At 39.1% G+C, this 16,058-nt stretch carries 19 protein-coding genes; 2 read left to right on the top strand and 17 right to left on the bottom strand.

Annotation, left to right across the window (positions count from 1 at the left end):
* Positions 1-49: 49 nt before the first annotated feature.
* The 8 genes from HDE68_RS25395 to HDE68_RS25360 all read right to left on the bottom strand — a co-directional run bounded on the left by HDE68_RS25395 (position 50) and on the right by HDE68_RS25360 (position 7,117).
* A complete protein-coding gene (locus HDE68_RS25395) occupies positions 50-1,393 on the bottom strand; it encodes an ABC transporter permease (RefSeq protein ID WP_183885368.1) in 1,344 nt (447 codons plus the stop codon).
* Positions 1,394-1,397: 4 nt separating this feature from the next.
* The gene (locus HDE68_RS25390; protein ID WP_183885366.1) at positions 1,398-2,303 is read right to left on the bottom strand and encodes an ABC transporter ATP-binding protein; all 906 of its coding nucleotides are present in this window, start codon (positions 2,301-2,303) and stop codon (positions 1,398-1,400) included.
* 53 nt (positions 2,304-2,356) lie between these two features.
* Complete coding sequence (locus HDE68_RS25385; protein WP_183885364.1) at positions 2,357-3,100, bottom strand: DUF72 domain-containing protein; 744 nt, start codon at positions 3,098-3,100, stop codon at positions 2,357-2,359.
* A 100-nt stretch (positions 3,101-3,200) separates the two neighbouring features.
* Positions 3,201-4,376: a molecular chaperone DnaJ gene (gene dnaJ / locus HDE68_RS25380; RefSeq protein WP_183885362.1), complete on the bottom strand. Its 1,176-nt coding sequence runs from the start codon at positions 4,374-4,376 to the stop codon at positions 3,201-3,203.
* A 2-nt stretch (positions 4,377-4,378) separates the two neighbouring features.
* Positions 4,379-4,957, bottom strand: coding sequence for a nucleotide exchange factor GrpE (locus tag HDE68_RS25375; RefSeq protein ID WP_183885360.1), 579 nt, complete (start codon positions 4,955-4,957; stop codon positions 4,379-4,381).
* Between the two features lie 147 nt (positions 4,958-5,104).
* Positions 5,105-5,788, bottom strand: a complete 684-nt coding sequence (locus HDE68_RS25370) for a cell division ATP-binding protein FtsE (protein ID WP_183885358.1) — start codon at positions 5,786-5,788, stop codon at positions 5,105-5,107.
* A gap of 3 nt (positions 5,789-5,791) precedes the next feature.
* A complete protein-coding gene (locus HDE68_RS25365) occupies positions 5,792-5,995 on the bottom strand; it encodes a fructose-6-phosphate aldolase (protein WP_183885356.1) in 204 nt (67 codons plus the stop codon).
* A gap of 102 nt (positions 5,996-6,097) precedes the next feature.
* Positions 6,098-7,117: an acyl-CoA reductase gene (locus tag HDE68_RS25360; RefSeq protein ID WP_183885354.1), complete on the bottom strand. Its 1,020-nt coding sequence runs from the start codon at positions 7,115-7,117 to the stop codon at positions 6,098-6,100.
* A gap of 77 nt (positions 7,118-7,194) precedes the next feature.
* Here HDE68_RS25360 and HDE68_RS25355 point away from each other — a divergent pair, with 77 nt between their 5' ends.
* Positions 7,195-7,545 (top strand): 4Fe-4S dicluster domain-containing protein, encoded by a 351-nt coding sequence (locus tag HDE68_RS25355; protein WP_111633719.1) that lies wholly within the window; start codon positions 7,195-7,197, stop codon positions 7,543-7,545.
* A 55-nt stretch (positions 7,546-7,600) separates the two neighbouring features.
* Here the strand turns inward: HDE68_RS25355 and HDE68_RS25350 are convergent, their stop codons facing one another.
* On the bottom strand, positions 7,601-8,050 hold the full coding sequence (locus HDE68_RS25350) for a universal stress protein (protein WP_183885352.1): 450 nt from the start codon (positions 8,048-8,050) through the stop codon (positions 7,601-7,603).
* A gap of 132 nt (positions 8,051-8,182) precedes the next feature.
* Here HDE68_RS25350 and HDE68_RS25345 point away from each other — a divergent pair, with 132 nt between their 5' ends.
* The gene (locus tag HDE68_RS25345; RefSeq protein ID WP_183885350.1) at positions 8,183-8,983 is read left to right on the top strand and encodes a C40 family peptidase; all 801 of its coding nucleotides are present in this window, start codon (positions 8,183-8,185) and stop codon (positions 8,981-8,983) included.
* Here the strand turns inward: HDE68_RS25345 and HDE68_RS25340 are convergent.
* The 8 genes from HDE68_RS25340 to hisD are packed head-to-tail and all read right to left on the bottom strand — an operon-like array spanning position 8,958 to position 16,026.
* Positions 8,958-9,857, bottom strand: a complete 900-nt coding sequence (locus HDE68_RS25340) for a WD40 repeat domain-containing protein (RefSeq protein WP_183885348.1) — start codon at positions 9,855-9,857, stop codon at positions 8,958-8,960. The two genes, HDE68_RS25345 and HDE68_RS25340, sit on opposite strands and share 26 nt — an antisense overlap.
* Positions 9,858-9,866: 9 nt before the next feature.
* Entirely contained in the window at positions 9,867-10,454 is a 588-nt protein-coding gene (gene hisIE / locus HDE68_RS25335; RefSeq protein ID WP_183885346.1) for a bifunctional phosphoribosyl-AMP cyclohydrolase/phosphoribosyl-ATP diphosphatase HisIE, read from the bottom strand.
* Positions 10,451-11,206 carry an imidazole glycerol phosphate synthase subunit HisF gene (gene hisF, locus HDE68_RS25330; RefSeq protein ID WP_183885344.1) on the bottom strand — a complete coding sequence of 252 codons (756 nt, stop codon included), beginning with the start codon at positions 11,204-11,206 and terminating at the stop codon, positions 10,451-10,453. The genes hisIE and hisF overlap by 4 nt, the downstream gene beginning before the upstream one ends.
* Positions 11,207-11,209: 3 nt before the next feature.
* Positions 11,210-11,959 (bottom strand): 1-(5-phosphoribosyl)-5-[(5-phosphoribosylamino)methylideneamino]imidazole-4-carboxamide isomerase, encoded by a 750-nt coding sequence (gene hisA, locus HDE68_RS25325; protein WP_183885342.1) that lies wholly within the window; start codon positions 11,957-11,959, stop codon positions 11,210-11,212.
* Positions 11,960-11,963: 4 nt separating this feature from the next.
* Positions 11,964-12,554, bottom strand: a complete 591-nt coding sequence (gene hisH / locus HDE68_RS25320; protein WP_183885340.1) for an imidazole glycerol phosphate synthase subunit HisH — start codon at positions 12,552-12,554, stop codon at positions 11,964-11,966.
* Position 12,555: 1 nt separating this feature from the next.
* Entirely contained in the window at positions 12,556-13,689 is a 1,134-nt protein-coding gene (hisB, locus tag HDE68_RS25315; RefSeq protein ID WP_183885338.1) for a bifunctional histidinol-phosphatase/imidazoleglycerol-phosphate dehydratase HisB, read from the bottom strand.
* Between the two features lie 2 nt (positions 13,690-13,691).
* Positions 13,692-14,738 carry a histidinol-phosphate transaminase gene (gene hisC / locus HDE68_RS25310; protein ID WP_183885335.1) on the bottom strand — a complete coding sequence of 349 codons (1,047 nt, stop codon included), beginning with the start codon at positions 14,736-14,738 and terminating at the stop codon, positions 13,692-13,694.
* Positions 14,728-16,026 (bottom strand): histidinol dehydrogenase, encoded by a 1,299-nt coding sequence (gene hisD / locus HDE68_RS25305; RefSeq protein ID WP_183885333.1) that lies wholly within the window; start codon positions 16,024-16,026, stop codon positions 14,728-14,730. The genes hisC and hisD overlap by 11 nt, the downstream gene beginning before the upstream one ends.
* Between the last annotated feature and the right edge of the window lie 32 nt (positions 16,027-16,058).

Here is a 16,058-nt window from a genome sequence, read left to right as displayed (position 1 = left end):
GTCAAAAGGATCTTTAACCAATTTTAGTTAAAGATCCTTTTATAATTTTTTAATTCTTATACGTAAACCACTTGAGCATCTCTTTCAGGCTGGTCTTTTTGCCATACATCAATATACCCACTCTGTATATTCTTGAAGCTACCCATACTGTTCCGATAAAGCCCACTACCAGTAGAACCATAGATAAAGCTAATTGCCAGTCGGGCACACCATAAGGCAATCTGACCATCATAGCGATAGGGGAGGTAAAAGGAATCATCGATAACCAGAAGGCAATATTACCATAAGGATCATTCGTAACTACACTTAATGACAATACATAACCAAGTGTCAGCGGCATCATCACGGGCATTATAAATTGCTGTGTTTCTGTTTCACTGTCCACTGCCGAACCTATTGCTGCATAAAGTGCACTATAGAATAAATAGCCCCCGATAAAGAAAAAGATGAAAACCAGTAAAATCTTAGTCAAATCAAGATTGGCCATACTTTTTTGTACATAAGCAATAGGGCCACCATCTGTAACCTGCTTTTCTATCGCACTGCCTGTTTTTGCTTGTGCAGTATTTGCCTGTACAGCAGAAACAGCAGTTTGCTGTAAGTCTTTCTTATCTACAAAAGCTTTGACAGCTACAGTAGAAATTGATGCTGACAGTAAAATCCAAAGTATAAATTGTGTGAGTCCTACCAGGGCAATGCCAATGATTTTCCCCATCATCAGTTGAAATGGTTTTACCGAAGAAATCATCACCTCAATAATTCTGCTTGTTTTCTCCTCAATCACACCACGCATCACCTGAATACCATAAATTAAAATAAACATGAACATCAGGATACCGGCTGCCGAACCAATAATTGTGGTAGCCCCTGCACTGGAATCTTCTTCCTCTCCCGAATCATTTATTTTCTTGTTATCAATATTGACCGAAGATTTCAGTTTATCAAGATCTTCCTGTGCAATTCCGCTTGCTTTAAGTTTCTGAATCCGGATTGCATTTTCTACATCATCTACCACTTTGCTATTCATGGATAAGCCTGCCTGCTTGGTGCCTAAAAGCTGTATACCAGCCGGAGCATCCAGACTAAAATCCGGAAGATAAAGAATATAATCAAAACCATCTTTTCCAAGACTGGATTTCATTTCTGCCAGTGATTTATTGACATAAACATAAGAAGTATTCTTTGTAGAAGCCAGTTGTTCAGTCAGCGTTTTATTTTCACTGACCACCGCAATCTTATTATTTGTAGAGGAAGCACCCTGTATAGAAAAATAAATAAGCAGACCGTAAAAACCTGCAACAATTATTGGTGTCAGCAAGGTCATGACGATGAATGATTTTTTTCTGACCCGGCTTAGGTATTCTCTTTGTATAATGAGTAAAATCTTGTGCATAACGTTAATTTTTTTGTTTAACCTGATCAATAAAAATATCATTCATGGTTGGTATGACCTCATCCAGACGGTGAATATTCACTACAGGCAGTAATACAGATAACAACTCATTAGCAGTCTTTCCTTCCATTAACTGCACCTTCAATGTAGTTTTACCTTTATGCACATCTTTTTGCAGCACATCGAATATACCGGCTCCTGAAACAGGATTATATTCACCATCATATTCTACCCAGTAAGTATTGTTTCTGTATTTCTCTTTGATTTCAGCTACAGAACCATCAAGTATTTTTTTAGAATGATGGATCAGTGCAATACTATCACATAATTCTTCTACAGATTCCATGCGGTGTGTAGAGAAGATAAAGGTTGCACCCTGTTTATTCAGTTCCAGGATTTCATTTTTTATAATATCTGCATTTACAGGATCAAAACCAGAAAAAGGTTCATCCAGGATAATCAATTCCGGTTCATGTAAAACAGTAGCTACAAACTGTACTTTTTGCTGCATACCCTTACTTAAATCCTCCACTTTTTTATTCCACCAACTTCCCATTTCCAGTTTTTCAAACCAGTACCTGACTCTTTTTGTAGCTTCGGCCGAACTCATGCCTTTCAGTTTGGCCAGGTACATTACCTGTTCCCCAATCTCCATTTTCTTGTACAGGCCGCGTTCTTCCGGAAGATATCCGATTTGCGAAATATGGGAAGCATTTAAACGCTGTCCATTAAAAATGACCTCACCGCTGTCTGGTGCAGTAATTTGTGTGATAATTCTGATAAGAGATGTTTTACCTGCGCCATTGGGGCCCAGCAAGCCGAAGATCTTGCCTTGTTCTACACTCAGACTCACGTCGTCCAGAGCAAGATGCGTAGCATATTGTTTAACAATATTATTTACGTTAAGCATTTGTTCTTTAATTTAGTTTTTAGTTGGTCATTAGACCAGATTATGGCAAAATGTTACAGTTTCAAATCTTTCAATGCAATCAATTGTTTTGCATTGGTCAGTGCCGATTCGCCCCAGGTATTGTTGAAATATACAAATACTTGTTTAGTTCCGGGCATAATAGACTTAGCGAATGTAATTATTTCCTGCTCAGTGTAAAGAGATTTATAGAGAATAGGTTTGCCATGAAAACGGTAGTAAACGGGATTGTTAAACTGAATAGTCCCGTCTGGCAGGGCCGAAGGATAACTCAGACCGCTAAAAGTCAGCTGGTTATTTTTAAATTCGGTCATCACCGTATTATTCCACCAGCTGATATGCCTAAATTCAATGACATTGTTCAATGCCGGATCCAGGTTGTTGAGCAGCAGAGAAAGTCTTTCTTCTGTATAGCTGAAAGAAGGAGGGAGCTGAAACAAAACACAGCCCAGTTTGTCGCGGAGCCCCTTCTTAATCATTTGATAGAAATCAGAAATTAAACCGGCTGAATCGTGGAATTTATTATAATGTGTAATGGTACGGGGCGCTTTAATAGTAAAAAGAAAATCAGCAGGGCTTTGGTCATACCAGGTATTAAAGCTTTTTAAAGAAGGCTGTTTGTAAAAAGAAGAATTGATCTCTATCGTATTAAAATGCTGGCAGTAATAACCAAACCAATCTTTTTGAGGTAAGCCTGCAGGATAAAAAATATCCTTCCACTCTTTATAATAATAGCCTGAGCAGCCAATTCTCCAGTCTATAACCTGATTTCCGTTCATATGCTGTTTTCAAATTAAACAACAGCCCGGGAGCAAAGTTTTGACATAAAAAAACAGGCTGCATCTTTGGGATACAGCCTGTCTTCTCTTTTTATTTATTTTACTCGAAGTATTCTTTCATTTTTTCAAAGAAACTCTTGTCATTTTTACCTGGCTGAGGTTTGAAATTTGGAGATTCACGTAGTTTCTCCAGCATATTCCGTTCTTCACTGCTCAGGGCCTTTGGAGTCCAGATATTCACATGGATAATCTGATCACCACGGTGATAAGAATTCACTTCAGGAATACCTTTGCCTTTCAGGCGTAATAATTTTCCGCTTTGTGTACCCGGTTCGATTTTGATTTTGGCTTTACCATCAATTGTTGGTACTTCGGCACTATAACCTAAAGCAGCATCAATGATACTTAAGTGCAAATCATAAACGATATTGTTCCCTTCACGTTTCAATGTTTCATGAGGGATTTCTTCAATCAGAATGATCAGATCACCAGGGATACCACCATTAGGCGCTGCATTACCTTTTCCGCTCATGCTTAATTGCATACCATCACTTACACCTGCAGGAATATTGATCGTAATCGTTTCTTCACCACGTACAGTTCCTTCACCATGACATGACGTACATTTAGAAGTGATCTGTGAACCTGCGCCGTTACAGGTAGGGCAGGTAGAGGTAGTCTGCATCTGGCCTAAAATGGTATTGGTTACTCTGCGCACAGAGCCACTGCCACCACAAGTTTTACAAGTGCTGATAGAAGATTTGTCCTTAGCTCCGGAACCATCACAGGTTTTACAAACGATTTGTTTATTAACCTTTATTTTTTTCTCTGCGCCATGCGCGATTTCTTCAAGGGTAAGTTTGACTTTAATACGAAGATTAGAACCCTTAGCTACCCGTCTGCCGCTGCTGCGTTGCTGCTGTCCGCCAAAAAAGCTATCGAAAGGACTGCCGCCGCCGCCGCCATTACCAAAGATATCACCAAACTGGCTGAAAATATCTTCCATGTTCATGCCGCCGCCGCCATAACCGCCACCGCCGCCCGAAGCTCCTCCAACGCCTGCATGACCATAATGATCATAGCGTTGTTTTTTCTCCGGGTTACTTAAAATCTCGTAAGCTTCAGCAGCTTCCTTAAATTTATCCTCAGCAGTATGGTCATCAGGGTTTTTGTCCGGATGGAATTTAATCGCCAGCTTTCTGTAAGCTTTCTTGATTTCTTCCGGAGAAGAACTTTTGCTTACACCAAGGATATCGTAATAATCTCTCTTACTCATAATTAACTACCTACAACTACTTTTGCAAAGCGTATAACTTTGTCATTTAAAGTGTATCCTTTTTCTAATTCATCTATAACTTTTCCTTTCAACTCTTCAGTTGGTGCAGGAACTTTAGTGATTGCTTCATGGTGGTCTGTATCAAAAGCTAAATTGATACTTTCCATTTCTTTTAAGCCTTTCTGGCTCAGAATGCTTTTCAGTTTGGTATGTACCAATTGGATACCTTCACGGATTGCACTGATATCAGTAGCATTTTCAGTCGCTTTATTTGCGCGGTCAAAATCATCCAGAACAGGAAGCATAGAAACAATTACATCCTTACCAGCAGTCTGTAAAAGCTCAACACGCTCTTTTTGTGTACGTCTCTTGAAATTATCAAACTCGGCAAAAAGACGAAGATATTTGTCATTTAATGCTGCGTTATCAAGTTTCAATTGCTCTTCAGCAGAGATTTCCACAACAGGTTCTGTGATAGTATCCGCATTCGCGTCATCTGTAAGCTCTGTGTTCAACTGCTCTTCAGCAGTATTTTCCGTAATAGGATTTTCTGTATCGTTTGTTTTCTTCTTGCTAAACATGCTATAGTAGAATTTTATGATGCAAACTCAAAAGGTTTGCCAATGAAATATATCAGCCATGCTGTCAGTTTTGTTTGAACAAGACTGTACAGAATGGCTGAAAAGGAATTATTTTGTCAGGAATGGTCAGTCTGTTTGAGACAGAACTTAGTTTATCGTTGCATCATCATGCACAATACCTGCTTCACATTTGATAATGCGGGAAGGCAGGGTACGTATAATATGATAATCATGCGTAGCCATTAGTACGGCTGTACCGCTCTGGCTGATTTGTTTCAGCAGCAAAACGATTTCTTCAGAAGTTTCAGGATCTAAATTTCCTGTAGGCTCATCAGCAAGGATAATATCCGGGTTATTTAATAAAGAGCGGGCAATTACTACACGCTGTTGTTCACCACCAGAAAGCTCATGCGGCATTTTTCTGATTTTTGAACGTAAACCAACTTTTTCCAATACATCCTTAATCCGTTCTTCGATTAGTTTTTTATCTTTCCAGCCTGTAGCTTTCAAGACGAAATCAAGGTTCTTTTCAATAGTGCGGTCTGTCAGTAACTGAAAATCCTGGAATACGATCCCTAATTTTCTGCGCAGATAAGGAACATCCCTTTCGGCTAATTTTTTAAGGTCGAAACCTGCAATCTCTCCCTCACCATTACCAATATGAAGTTCACCATAGATGATTTTCAATAAACTGCTTTTTCCAGATCCGGTTTGTCCGATCAGAAATACAAATTCACCTTTGTCTATGTTAAGATTAACATTAGAGAGTACAAGGTGTTTTTGTTGAAATACATCTACGTTCTTTAAATTTATAACTGCGTTTCCTGCCATGTCTTAAATATCTAATTTTGCAATCTGACCAAATGGTAAATCTTTTACCATATCCATAATATAAGGCAGCTTATCGCCCAAACCTAATTTATCCAGTGATTTATCAGGCCTGTCTACCCTGAAATAAGCCAGCAAAGTGAATTTATCATCCCTCAGCTGGACATAATCCGGAATCTTGGCTATGCCTTTTACTTTGATTACATACATTTTGTTCAAAAATAGTGTTTCAGAATGATAAAATAAGGGCCCGTTTAAATTTGTAGCTGGAAATAACTATAAATTTAAACGGGCTCCGGGGCTGCTTAGTATCTACAACTGATTCAGAAAGCTGATTGTATTCACATTATCGGCATAATCCCATAAAGCTGGATGCTGACTCTGACCAAATGTCACCGACTCTGCATCCAGCTGGATAGCTGTATGAGTAACCACACACTGGATACTATCCTGCATGCCTTTTAGTTTTACTGTCAGTTCATCGGGTGTTTTATATTTCTCAAAGAATAAAACAGCAAGAGGGGAGCAAAGTCCTTCATCTTCTTTTAATAATAAAAAGCCGTTATCAAAATGCTGAACCGTGTTTACCAGGTAAATAGATTTATTATAATCGTAATTATTATTGAATTTGAAGTGATTGATAATATCCTGAAACCCTTCTAAAGGTTCAAAGAAGTTTTTGATGTCATAATCTTCCGGTATATATATTTTGGAAACATTTCTGCAGCCCAGACCGAAATAATCAAAAATATCATGACCAAGCAATTTGATATCATCTATACTTTCATTACCATCTAATACGGCAATACTATTCCTGTTTTTTCTGATGATATTAGGTACTTTACCAAAATAGTAATCAAAATATCTGGATGTATTGTTGCTTCCTGTAGCAATGATAGCATCAAAATCTTTCAATCTTTCTGCATAAATGATCCTGTCGGCTAAAAGCGGTTCAAAAAGAACCAGTTGTTTAAGCAATGCTGGCAATAACTGGTTATCAGAAGAAGAAAGTTTGATCACTGCTATATTTCCCGTAGCCAGAACAGATATAATATCGTGGAAACCTACCAGCGGAATATTTCCAGCAAGGATTAATCCCACTTTTTTAGGGTTTTGGCTAACAGTAATTTGTTCAAACCATTTTTCCAGGGCATTCTGATTAAGCATTTCCTGCAGGGAAGATAAAGATCTTTTTACCTCAGTTACAGTGAACCATGCATTATGATTAGGTGCTGAATCAATAGTGTTATTAAATTCATCACCGGGCTGATTTAAGAAATCACTTAGTTTATGGAATGCAATAATTAACTTTTCAGCGGTTAGGATTGGCATGCTTTGATTAATTTTAAAGTATAAATGTTATATTTGCAAGGCAAAGGTAACTTTAGCAAATAGATTTATACGAAGACATGGCTATTAAAATAACAGACGAATGTATTAATTGCGGAGCATGTGAGCCTGAATGCCCAAATAATGCAATTTATGACGCAGGTACAGCCTGGAGATTTTCTGATGGAACCAATTTAAATGGTATCATCGATTTTGGTGATCAGGAAGTAGATGCTGGTGCGTCTCAGGAAGCAGTTTCCGATGAGGTATATTATATCGTTTCCGATAAATGTACAGAATGTAAAGGGTTTCATGATGAACCTCAGTGTGCGGCAGTGTGCCCGGTAGATTGTTGCGTGGATGATGAAGATATCCGTGAAACTGAAGAAGAATTATTAAAGAAAAAAGCCTGGTTACATCAGGAAAACTAGTTCTTTAAACTTATATATAACAGAAAAGGACGCATTTGCGTCCTTTTCTGTTATATTATACATCTGCCTTATTTGGAATGATCAATACCGGGCAAGCCGATTTTCTGGCTACATGCTCCGCGACACTTCCCATTAAAAAGTGATAAAGACCGGTTCTGCCGTAAGTGCCGATCACAATCAGATCTGATCCCCATTCATCCGATTGCTGAATGATACCATGTGCTGCGGTATCTACCACACTCAGATAAGTAGTTTTTATTCCATTACCGTAAGTGTTCTCCATTTCTTTTAGTAACTGGTGGCTATGCTCTTCGCTGTTATCATAACTTTCCAGAAAAACCGGGGCTAATGTCAGGTCCTGATTCATAGTTGCCGGCATAGGTTCAATGATATTGACCAGGGCTACCTCTGCGCCAAAATTCTTAGCTAGCTCATAGCCCGTTTTTGCTGCTTTTTCTGAGCATGTGCTATTGTCTACTGCGATTAATATCTTCTTGAGGTTCATAATTTTTTCTGCGTTAATGAATGCAATACCTCTATAACAATTTTATGAATCAAATGTTTATCCTGTGCTTTTATAAAATACTATGTTTACTTTTATAGCAGTTTAAGCTATTAAGGCTAATTTTATCCCATTATGGAACAAACATTTGCAGTTTGCAGGGTCTCGGTAGCACCGGTAAGGGCATCACAGACTGATAAAGCAGAAATTACGACCCAATTATTGTTTGGAGATCAGGTAGAAGTTTTAGAAAAAGCAGAACCCTGGTGGAAAATCCGTAATGCTTATGATGATTATGAAGGATGGATAGACTTTAAACAGCTCATAGAAATTACTGAGCCGGAGTTCCACCTGAGCCGGAATCAGCAGACATTAGTACCATTAGGAACCCTTAATAAAGTCATTGCAGCAGACGGAAGTATCTATTATTTAGCTGCTTCAAGTAATCTGCCTGCTTATAAAGATGGTGTCTGTGAATTAGGGAAAGAAAAATTTCAGGTTTCATTTGAACCTCATCAAACAAAAGCACAGGTTAGTGGAACCGATCTTGCAGCATCAGCCTTGTTTTTTCAGAATGCACCTTATTTATGGGGCGGACGTACGTTATTTGGCATTGATTGTTCAGGATATGTACAGACAGTTTTTAAACTTGCAGGCATCAGGATAAAAAGAGATGCCTCACAGCAGGCAGAACAAGGTATAACAGTTAATTTTCTACCCGAAGCACAAACCGGAGATCTTGCCTTTTTTGACAATGCAGACGGTAAAATTATTCATGTAGGTATAATGCTGAATGCGAATCAGATTATTCATGCCTCAGGAAAAGTAAGGATTGACCCGATTGATGATGAAGGGATTTATAATCCTGAACTCGGACGATATAGCCACAAGCTCAGGATTATTAAAAGATTTATAGATCCCATTCCCACACGATAACGAGTTTATCATCACCGGTGGTTAATAAATATTTGCCATCTTCACTCCATATCACTTTATTGATGGAATGCGTATGACCATGCGTATTTTTTTCAATACTCAGGATCTTATAGAGCTTCAAATCGTCGCTTCCCCATAATTTGATACTTTTATCCTGGCTGATGGTCGCAAAATAAGGTAGGGAAGGATGGAATGCAATCCCATAAATACTGAATAAATGAGCAGGAATAGTATGCTGCAACTGATAATCTGGCAATGACCAGAAATTTAGCTGAGCGTCCCTTCCGCCAGAGATCAGGTACTTCCCATCCGGGGCATACTGAACCGAAGTAACCGGCAAAGTATGCTGTTTCAATATATGTAACAGGCTATAGTCTGTCAGGTCATAAATCCGTATTGCTCCATCTTTACAGCCAAAAGCAGTGTTTAGACCATCAGGACTGACAGCAATAGCCCTTACCGTATCTGCAGAAACCCTGATCCGGTAAAGTAAAGACAGATCAGTTAATGACCATACCCCAACCGTACCATCTTCACTCGCTGTTAAAAACTCTTGTTTTGCCGGGATAGTAACAATATCAAATACCGGTTTCTCATGTGCCTGGAAATTAGCAGTGACCTCTTGCTTACTGAGGTCATATATACTCAATTCACCACTTCTCTGACCTGCAAAAAGCAGGTTTTCATATTGATGCAGGCTATAAACAGAAGTTTTTACAGGCATCAGCACCTTTGAAAATGACATCTTTTCCAATGACCACTCCACTACACCTTTATCATTTCCACCAGTAAAAAAAAATCCTGCTTTTGCAGCGTTCGCCAAAGCATAAACAGGGTTTTGATGACCACTAAGAGATCTTAAATGTTTCAGCATAAATCAATATTAGCGATGTCTGCTTTCCAGGTTTACACCTATATCAGAAAGCGTTTTGCCCTTTTCTCTTAATAAAACCAATAAGTGAAAGATTAAATCAGAGCTTTCATTGACAAAATCAACATCAGTTTCATTCAATGCAGCAATCACCGTTTCAACCCCTTCTTCTCCAACTTTCTGCGCTATTTTATTCAATCCTTTTTTGCGCAGTTTATTGACATAAGATTCTTCCGTAGGATTGTCATATCTGTCATGGATAATTTTCTCCAGTTCAAAGATGAAATTCTGATTAAAGTTCGTTTTGAAACAGCTTCTGCTTCCTGTATGACAGGTTGGTCCTACCGGAGTAACCTTAATTAATATTGTGTCTTTATCGCAATCAATATGTGTTTCTTTGACATATAAAAAGTTACCGCTTTCTTCTCCTTTAGTCCATAAACGGCTTTTAGAGCGGGAATAAAAAGTCACTTTCCCTTCCTGCTGTGTCTTAGTCCAGGCTTCCTGGTTCATATAACCCAGCATTAACACTTCCAATGTCTGTATATCCTGAATAATTACAGGAACCAGTCCATCGGTTTTCTCAAAATCTATATTCATAACCTTACTGGTATGTTGTGTTTTTTTAATTCTTTTTTCAGGTGAGGGATAGGGATTTCACCGAAATGAAATACCGATGCCGCCAATGCAGCGTCAACACCTGTTGTGGTAAAAACTTCTGTGAAATGTTCAATCTTGCCGGCACCACCAGAGGCGATTACGGGGATATTAATCATTTTACTGATACTATCAAGCAGTTGACAATCGAAACCCTGTTTGGTACCATCATGATCCATTGAAGTTAGGAGTATTTCTCCCGCCCCCGATTCTTCTGCCTGTTTAATCCAGTGTTCGGTTTCAAGTGCTGTAATTAGCCGGCCGCCATTCAAATGCACCATATTTCTACCCTCAACCAGCTTCGTATCTACAGCAACCACCACAAATTGTACCCCGAATACCTTAGCCAGATCTGCAATTAACTGCGGATTTTTAACTGCTGCAGAATTGATACTGATCTTGTCAGCTCCTGCATTCAGTAAAGCCTCTGCATCAGCAATGCTGGTAATTCCTCCACCAATAGTAAAAGGGATATTGAGCTGTCTGGCTACTGATTTCACCATTTCGATCATTGTCTTACGACGTTCGTTGGTCGCAGTAATATCCAGAAATACAAGCTCATCGGCACCTTGCTGTGCATATTGCCAGGCCAGTTCAACAGGATCACCGGCATCTTTGAGATCTACAAAATTAACGCCCTTAACTGTCCTTCCGTCTTTGACGTCCAGACATGGAATTATACGTTTGCTTAACATCGGTTATAAAGATGTCATCGCTTTAAGGTTCCATTCTTTGATCTCTTCAATAGTAATACGGTTCTCATAGATTGCCTTTCCTACAACGCAGGATCTGATTTCCAGTTTTGCCAGCTCTTCGATATCTTCCATTGAACTGATTCCACCAGAGGCGATCAATTTGATAAAAGGAGAATGTTCCAGTAGTTTTTTATATAAATCTACAGCCGCACCACCTAGTTTACCATCTTTGTTAATATCCGTACATAAGAATCTGAAAAATCCCAGTTGAAGACATTTATCAACATAATCCATTAATTTGATAGGTGAGCTTTCCATCCATCCTGAATATTTAATTACTTCATCAAGTACGTCAATAGCAATCACAATACGGTTTGCGTAATCATATTTCTTACCTACTTCTTTACTTAAATCGGCCAGGAAATCTGGATTGGTAATGGCTTGTGTACCTACAATAACTCTGTGTATACCTGCATCAAGCAGATTAGTCACCTGTGCAATAGTGCGGATACCACCGCCGTACTGCACACGCATATCTGTTTTTTTGATAATATCAAAAAGCTCATTCTGGTTGCTAAAATCTCCTTTAGCACCATTTAAATCAATGATATGTATAAATTCGGTACCATTAGACTTATAAGTTTCAATCATTTCAGCAATTGAGACATCATATACTGTCTTCTGATTGTAGTCGCCTTCTCTCAGGCGGACCACTTTACCATCTAAAATATCTATAGCGGGGATAATGTACATCTTGTTAGTTTAATTTTGAAAAATTCAATAATAGTTGTTCACCTGCGGCACCAGATTTTTCAGGGTGAAACTGTACCCCGTAAAAGTTATCTTTCTGTATAGCTGCAGCATACTGCAGGCCATAGTTCGCAGTCGCTATCTCAAAAATAGCGTTATATTCAATAAAGTACGAATGCACAAAGTAAAATTGTGTCTGATTTTCAACACCTTCGAATAGTAAATTGTTTTTGATTTCAATGTTATTCCATCCCATATGAGGGATTTTAATACCAAGTTCTTTATCAAATAGTTTTGTTTCGAGCGGAATAATATTCATCAGTTCTGCATCACCTTCCTGAGAATGTGAAGTGAGCAACTGCATGCCAACACAAATTCCCAAAACTGGTTTCTTTAATTGTCTGATAGACTCTACCAGTCCGGTTTGGTTTAATTTCTCCATAGCTGCACCTGCATGTCCTACACCAGGGATAATGATATGTGTATACTGCTCAAAATCCTGTTCCGTGTTGATCATTCCATAACTTAGCCCTAACCTTGATAAAGCCGAGGTCAGAGAGAAGATATTTCCTGCACCGTAATTAACTATTCCTATCATTTTATAGTAAGCCTTTTGTACTTGGTAAAACTAACTTTTCTGCATCTCTTTTGATCGCCATTTTAATTGCTTTTGCAAAGGCCTTAAAAATAGATTCAATTTTATGATGCTCATTGTCTCCCTCAGCTTTAATATTGAGGTTACACTTTGCGGCATCACTAAACGATTTGAAGAAATGATAAAACATCTCTGTAGGTACATCACCTACTTTTTCACGTTTAAATTCTGCATCCCATACAATCCAGTTCCTGCCTCCAAAATCAATAGCCACCTGTGCCAGGCAATCATCCATTGGTAAACAAAAACCATAACGTTCTAAGCCCAGTTTGTTGCCTATAGCTTTTGCAAAAGCCTCGCCAAGTGCAATTCCGGTATCTTCAACTGTATGGTGTTCATCAATATGTAAATCGCCTTTGGCGATGATATTTAAATCTACGCCGCCATGACGGGCAATCTGATCTAACATATGGTTAAAGAAGTTCAGGCCGGTTTCTATTTTAGCTTTTCCTGTTCCGTCAAGGTTAAGCTCAATCTCAATATCAGTTTCGTTAGTTTTTCTGATATGGTGAAATTGTCTGCTTCCTGCACTTAGAAAAGTGTAAATATCTACCCAGTTTTGAGTTTGCAGGGCGATAACCGAGGTCAGTGTTTCTGCTTTATCCAGCATTTCTGCCGATCCCAGTGTATCATTATTCCTTAACCATATTGCTTTTGCACCCAGATTTTTAGCCAGTACCACATCATTAAGACGGTCCCCGATCACAAAAGAACCTGCCAGATCATAGTCGCCAGTCAGAAAATGCTGTAATAAACCAGTATTTGGCTTACGGGTAGGAGCATTCTCATGGGCAAAAGTTTTATCAATAATGACTTCCGAAAAAACTACGCCTTCACCTGCAAAAGTATCCAGCACAAGATTGTGTATAGGCCAGAAATTAACTTCCGGATGTGAGTCCGTACCCAAACCATCCTGGTTAGTTACCATCACCAGTTCAAAATCCAGTTCTGAGGCTATTTTAGCCATATAATATAAAGATCTTGGGTAGAATTTCAGTTTGGCAAATGAATCTACCTGTTCATCTTCTGGTTCTGTAATCAGTGTACCATCGCGGTCTATGAAAAGTATGTTCTTCATGTCTAGTTAGTTAACGATTTTAAAGCAGTTAATAGTATTTCGTTTTCTGCTGGAGTTCCAACAGTAATTCTCAGGCAGCCTTCACATAAGGTCACTTTTGCACGGTTGCGGACAATGATTCCACGGTCAACCAGGGCGTCATAAGTGGCATTTGCATCATCTACCTGTGCCAGAATAAAATTCGCATCAGAAGGATAAACCTTTTTGACCATAGCTAATTCCAGTAATGATTTACTTAAAAGTTCTCTTTCTGCCACGGTAGTTTTAATCCACTCATTGACCTGTCCAATATTTTGGAGCGCTGCCAATGCCAGGTCCTGTGTAGACTGACTGATATTATAAGGTGCTTTTACCTTATTCAGAATGTCAATAATGATGCTGGAAGCGAAAGCCATACCCAATCTTAAACCTGCAAGTCCCCAGGCTTTCGAGAAAGTCTGTAAAACAACCAGTTGTGGGTATTCAGTTAATTCCTGGATGAAAGTACGTTGTTTAGCAAAATTAATATAGGCTTCATCAATGATAACCAATCCGTTGAAATTGGCTAATACAGTCTCAATATCTGTACGGACAATAGAATTCCCGGTTGGGTTATTTGGTGAGCAGATAAAAATCAGCTTTGTATTTTCATCGATTGCTTCTGCTATACCTTCCAGGTCTAACTGGAAATTTGGCAATAAATTCACTTTGCGGATTTCTACATCATTGATATTTGCGGAAACCTCATACATGCCATAAGTAGGCGGTAATATAATAACGTTGTCCTTTCCCGGATTACAGAAAGCGCGGAATAAAAGATCTATGGCTTCGTCGCTGCCATTTCCTAAAAAAGTATTTTCAATAGGTACGCCTTTTATTTTGCTGATTGCATCTTTGAGATCCAGTTGCAGAGGATCAGGATAACGGTTAAAGTTTTCCGGTAAAGGAGAACCATAGCTATTTTCATTTGCATCTAAAAACACGCTCGCCTGACCTTTATACTCATCTCTGGCGGTAGAGTAGGGGCGAAGGGTTTTGATGTTTTCGCGTTGTAGGTTTTTAATATCCATCTGATGATTTTAAACGAATGGTGATTGCATTTTTGTGTGCCTGCAGCCCTTCTGCGGCTGCAAGAACTTCAACTGTGGGGCCTATAGCTGCCAAACCCTGAGGGCTGATATGCTGAAAGGTGATTTTCTTGATAAAAGAATCAATAGAAACGCCAGAATAAGCTTTGGCAAAACCACTGGTTGGTAAAGTATGGTTTGTACCTGAGGCATAATCGCCGGCACTTTCAGGAGTCAGGTTACCTAGAAAAACAGAACCTGCATTGATAATCTCAGGGATTAGTTCCTGATAATTATCTGTAGCCAAAATTAAGTGTTCCGGTGCATAGGTATTACTGAAAGCCATGGCCTGCGTTTTGCTTTCAACTAATATTGCATAAGAATTAGCGATAGCCTGAGCTGCAATAGCTGCCCTTGGCAGGTCATTTAGCTGAGATTCAATTTGTTTGATAGTCTCATTAATGAGCGTTTCGGATGTGGAGACTAAAATGGCCTGGCTATCTGTTCCGTGTTCTGCCTGTGCTAAAAGATCAGAGGCAACAAAAGCAGGATTAGCGGTTTCATCTGCAATAACCAATACTTCAGATGGACCGGCAGGCATATCAATAGCCGTCATACCTGAGGCCAGGACCTGTTGTTTAGCCTGGGTCACATAACGGTTTCCAGGTCCAAAAATCTTATAGACTTTCGGTACGCTTGCTGTACCAAAGGCCATCGCTGCGATGGCCTGGGCACCACCTGCCAGAAAGATCTTTTCAATACCCAGAAGCTGGGCACAGTAAGCTAAAAAACAATTGGTTTTTCCGTCTTTTTGAGGAGGTGAACAAACCACAATTTCTTTACATCCTGCCAGGATTGCCGGTATGCCAAGCATCAGAAAAGTACTGGGTAAAACAGCGGTTCCACCAGGAATATATAAACCCACACGTTCTATTGCCCTGGACTCACGCCAGCAGGAAACTCCTGGCATGGTTTCTACCTTAGCTTCCTTAATCAGCTGTGCTGCATGGAATTTTTTGATATTCGCATAAGCGGTATCAATCGAGGTCCGGGCATCATCAGGTATGGTCGAGGCAATCTTTGCGATTTCCTCTTTGGTGATAAAAAGCTGATCCAGATTTACTTTGTCAAAAGCTAAAGCATAATCTTTCAGTGCCTGATCTCCTGATGTTTTTACCTGTCCGATAATATCTTTTACACTTTCCGCAATGCTCGTATCATCAGCCAGTTGTCTTAAACAGAGTTCTTCGATACGCTGTTCAGATAAATCAGTATACTTATAGAGTTTCAATGTTTTATATTTTTATGCTAACCAGTGGTTAA

The organism is Pedobacter cryoconitis (assembly GCF_014200605.1).
In the GTDB taxonomy this organism is placed as follows: Bacteria; Bacteroidota; Bacteroidia; order Sphingobacteriales; family Sphingobacteriaceae; genus Pedobacter; species Pedobacter cryoconitis_B.
Note: the sequence above shows the minus strand (reverse complement) of the source record. Positions and strands in the feature narration are given on the sequence as shown.

Bases quoted from the DNA above. Each gene is read 5' to 3' on its own strand.
- HDE68_RS25390 (WP_183885366.1), bottom strand. From the start codon at position 2,303: ATGCTTAACGTAAATAATATTGTTAAACAATATGCTACGCATCTTGCT.
- HDE68_RS25340 (WP_183885348.1), bottom strand. From the start codon at position 9,857: ATGCTGAAACATTTAAGATCTCTTAGTGGTCATCAAAACCCTGTTTAT.
- hisA (WP_183885342.1), bottom strand. From the start codon at position 11,959: ATGTACATTATCCCCGCTATAGATATTTTAGATGGTAAAGTGGTCCGC.
- HDE68_RS25355 (WP_111633719.1), top strand. From the start codon at position 7,195: ATGGCTATTAAAATAACAGACGAATGTATTAATTGCGGAGCATGTGAG.
- HDE68_RS25375 (WP_183885360.1), bottom strand. From the start codon at position 4,957: ATGTTTAGCAAGAAGAAAACAAACGATACAGAAAATCCTATTACGGAA.
- hisH (WP_183885340.1), bottom strand. From the start codon at position 12,554: ATGATAGGAATAGTTAATTACGGTGCAGGAAATATCTTCTCTCTGACC.
- HDE68_RS25350 (WP_183885352.1), bottom strand. From the start codon at position 8,050: ATGAACCTCAAGAAGATATTAATCGCAGTAGACAATAGCACATGCTCA.
- HDE68_RS25395 (WP_183885368.1), bottom strand. From the start codon at position 1,393: ATGCACAAGATTTTACTCATTATACAAAGAGAATACCTAAGCCGGGTC.
- HDE68_RS25370 (WP_183885358.1), bottom strand. From the start codon at position 5,788: ATGGCAGGAAACGCAGTTATAAATTTAAAGAACGTAGATGTATTTCAA.
- HDE68_RS25385 (WP_183885364.1), bottom strand. From the start codon at position 3,100: ATGAACGGAAATCAGGTTATAGACTGGAGAATTGGCTGCTCAGGCTAT.
- hisC (WP_183885335.1), bottom strand. From the start codon at position 14,738: ATGGATATTAAAAACCTACAACGCGAAAACATCAAAACCCTTCGCCCC.
- hisF (WP_183885344.1), bottom strand. From the start codon at position 11,206: ATGTTAAGCAAACGTATAATTCCATGTCTGGACGTCAAAGACGGAAGG.
- HDE68_RS25365 (WP_183885356.1), bottom strand. From the start codon at position 5,995: ATGTATGTAATCAAAGTAAAAGGCATAGCCAAGATTCCGGATTATGTC.
- HDE68_RS25345 (WP_183885350.1), top strand. From the start codon at position 8,183: ATGGAACAAACATTTGCAGTTTGCAGGGTCTCGGTAGCACCGGTAAGG.
- HDE68_RS25360 (WP_183885354.1), bottom strand. From the start codon at position 7,117: ATGCCAATCCTAACCGCTGAAAAGTTAATTATTGCATTCCATAAACTA.
- dnaJ (WP_183885362.1), bottom strand. From the start codon at position 4,376: ATGAGTAAGAGAGATTATTACGATATCCTTGGTGTAAGCAAAAGTTCT.
- hisIE (WP_183885346.1), bottom strand. From the start codon at position 10,454: ATGAATATAGATTTTGAGAAAACCGATGGACTGGTTCCTGTAATTATT.
- hisB (WP_183885338.1), bottom strand. From the start codon at position 13,689: ATGAAGAACATACTTTTCATAGACCGCGATGGTACACTGATTACAGAA.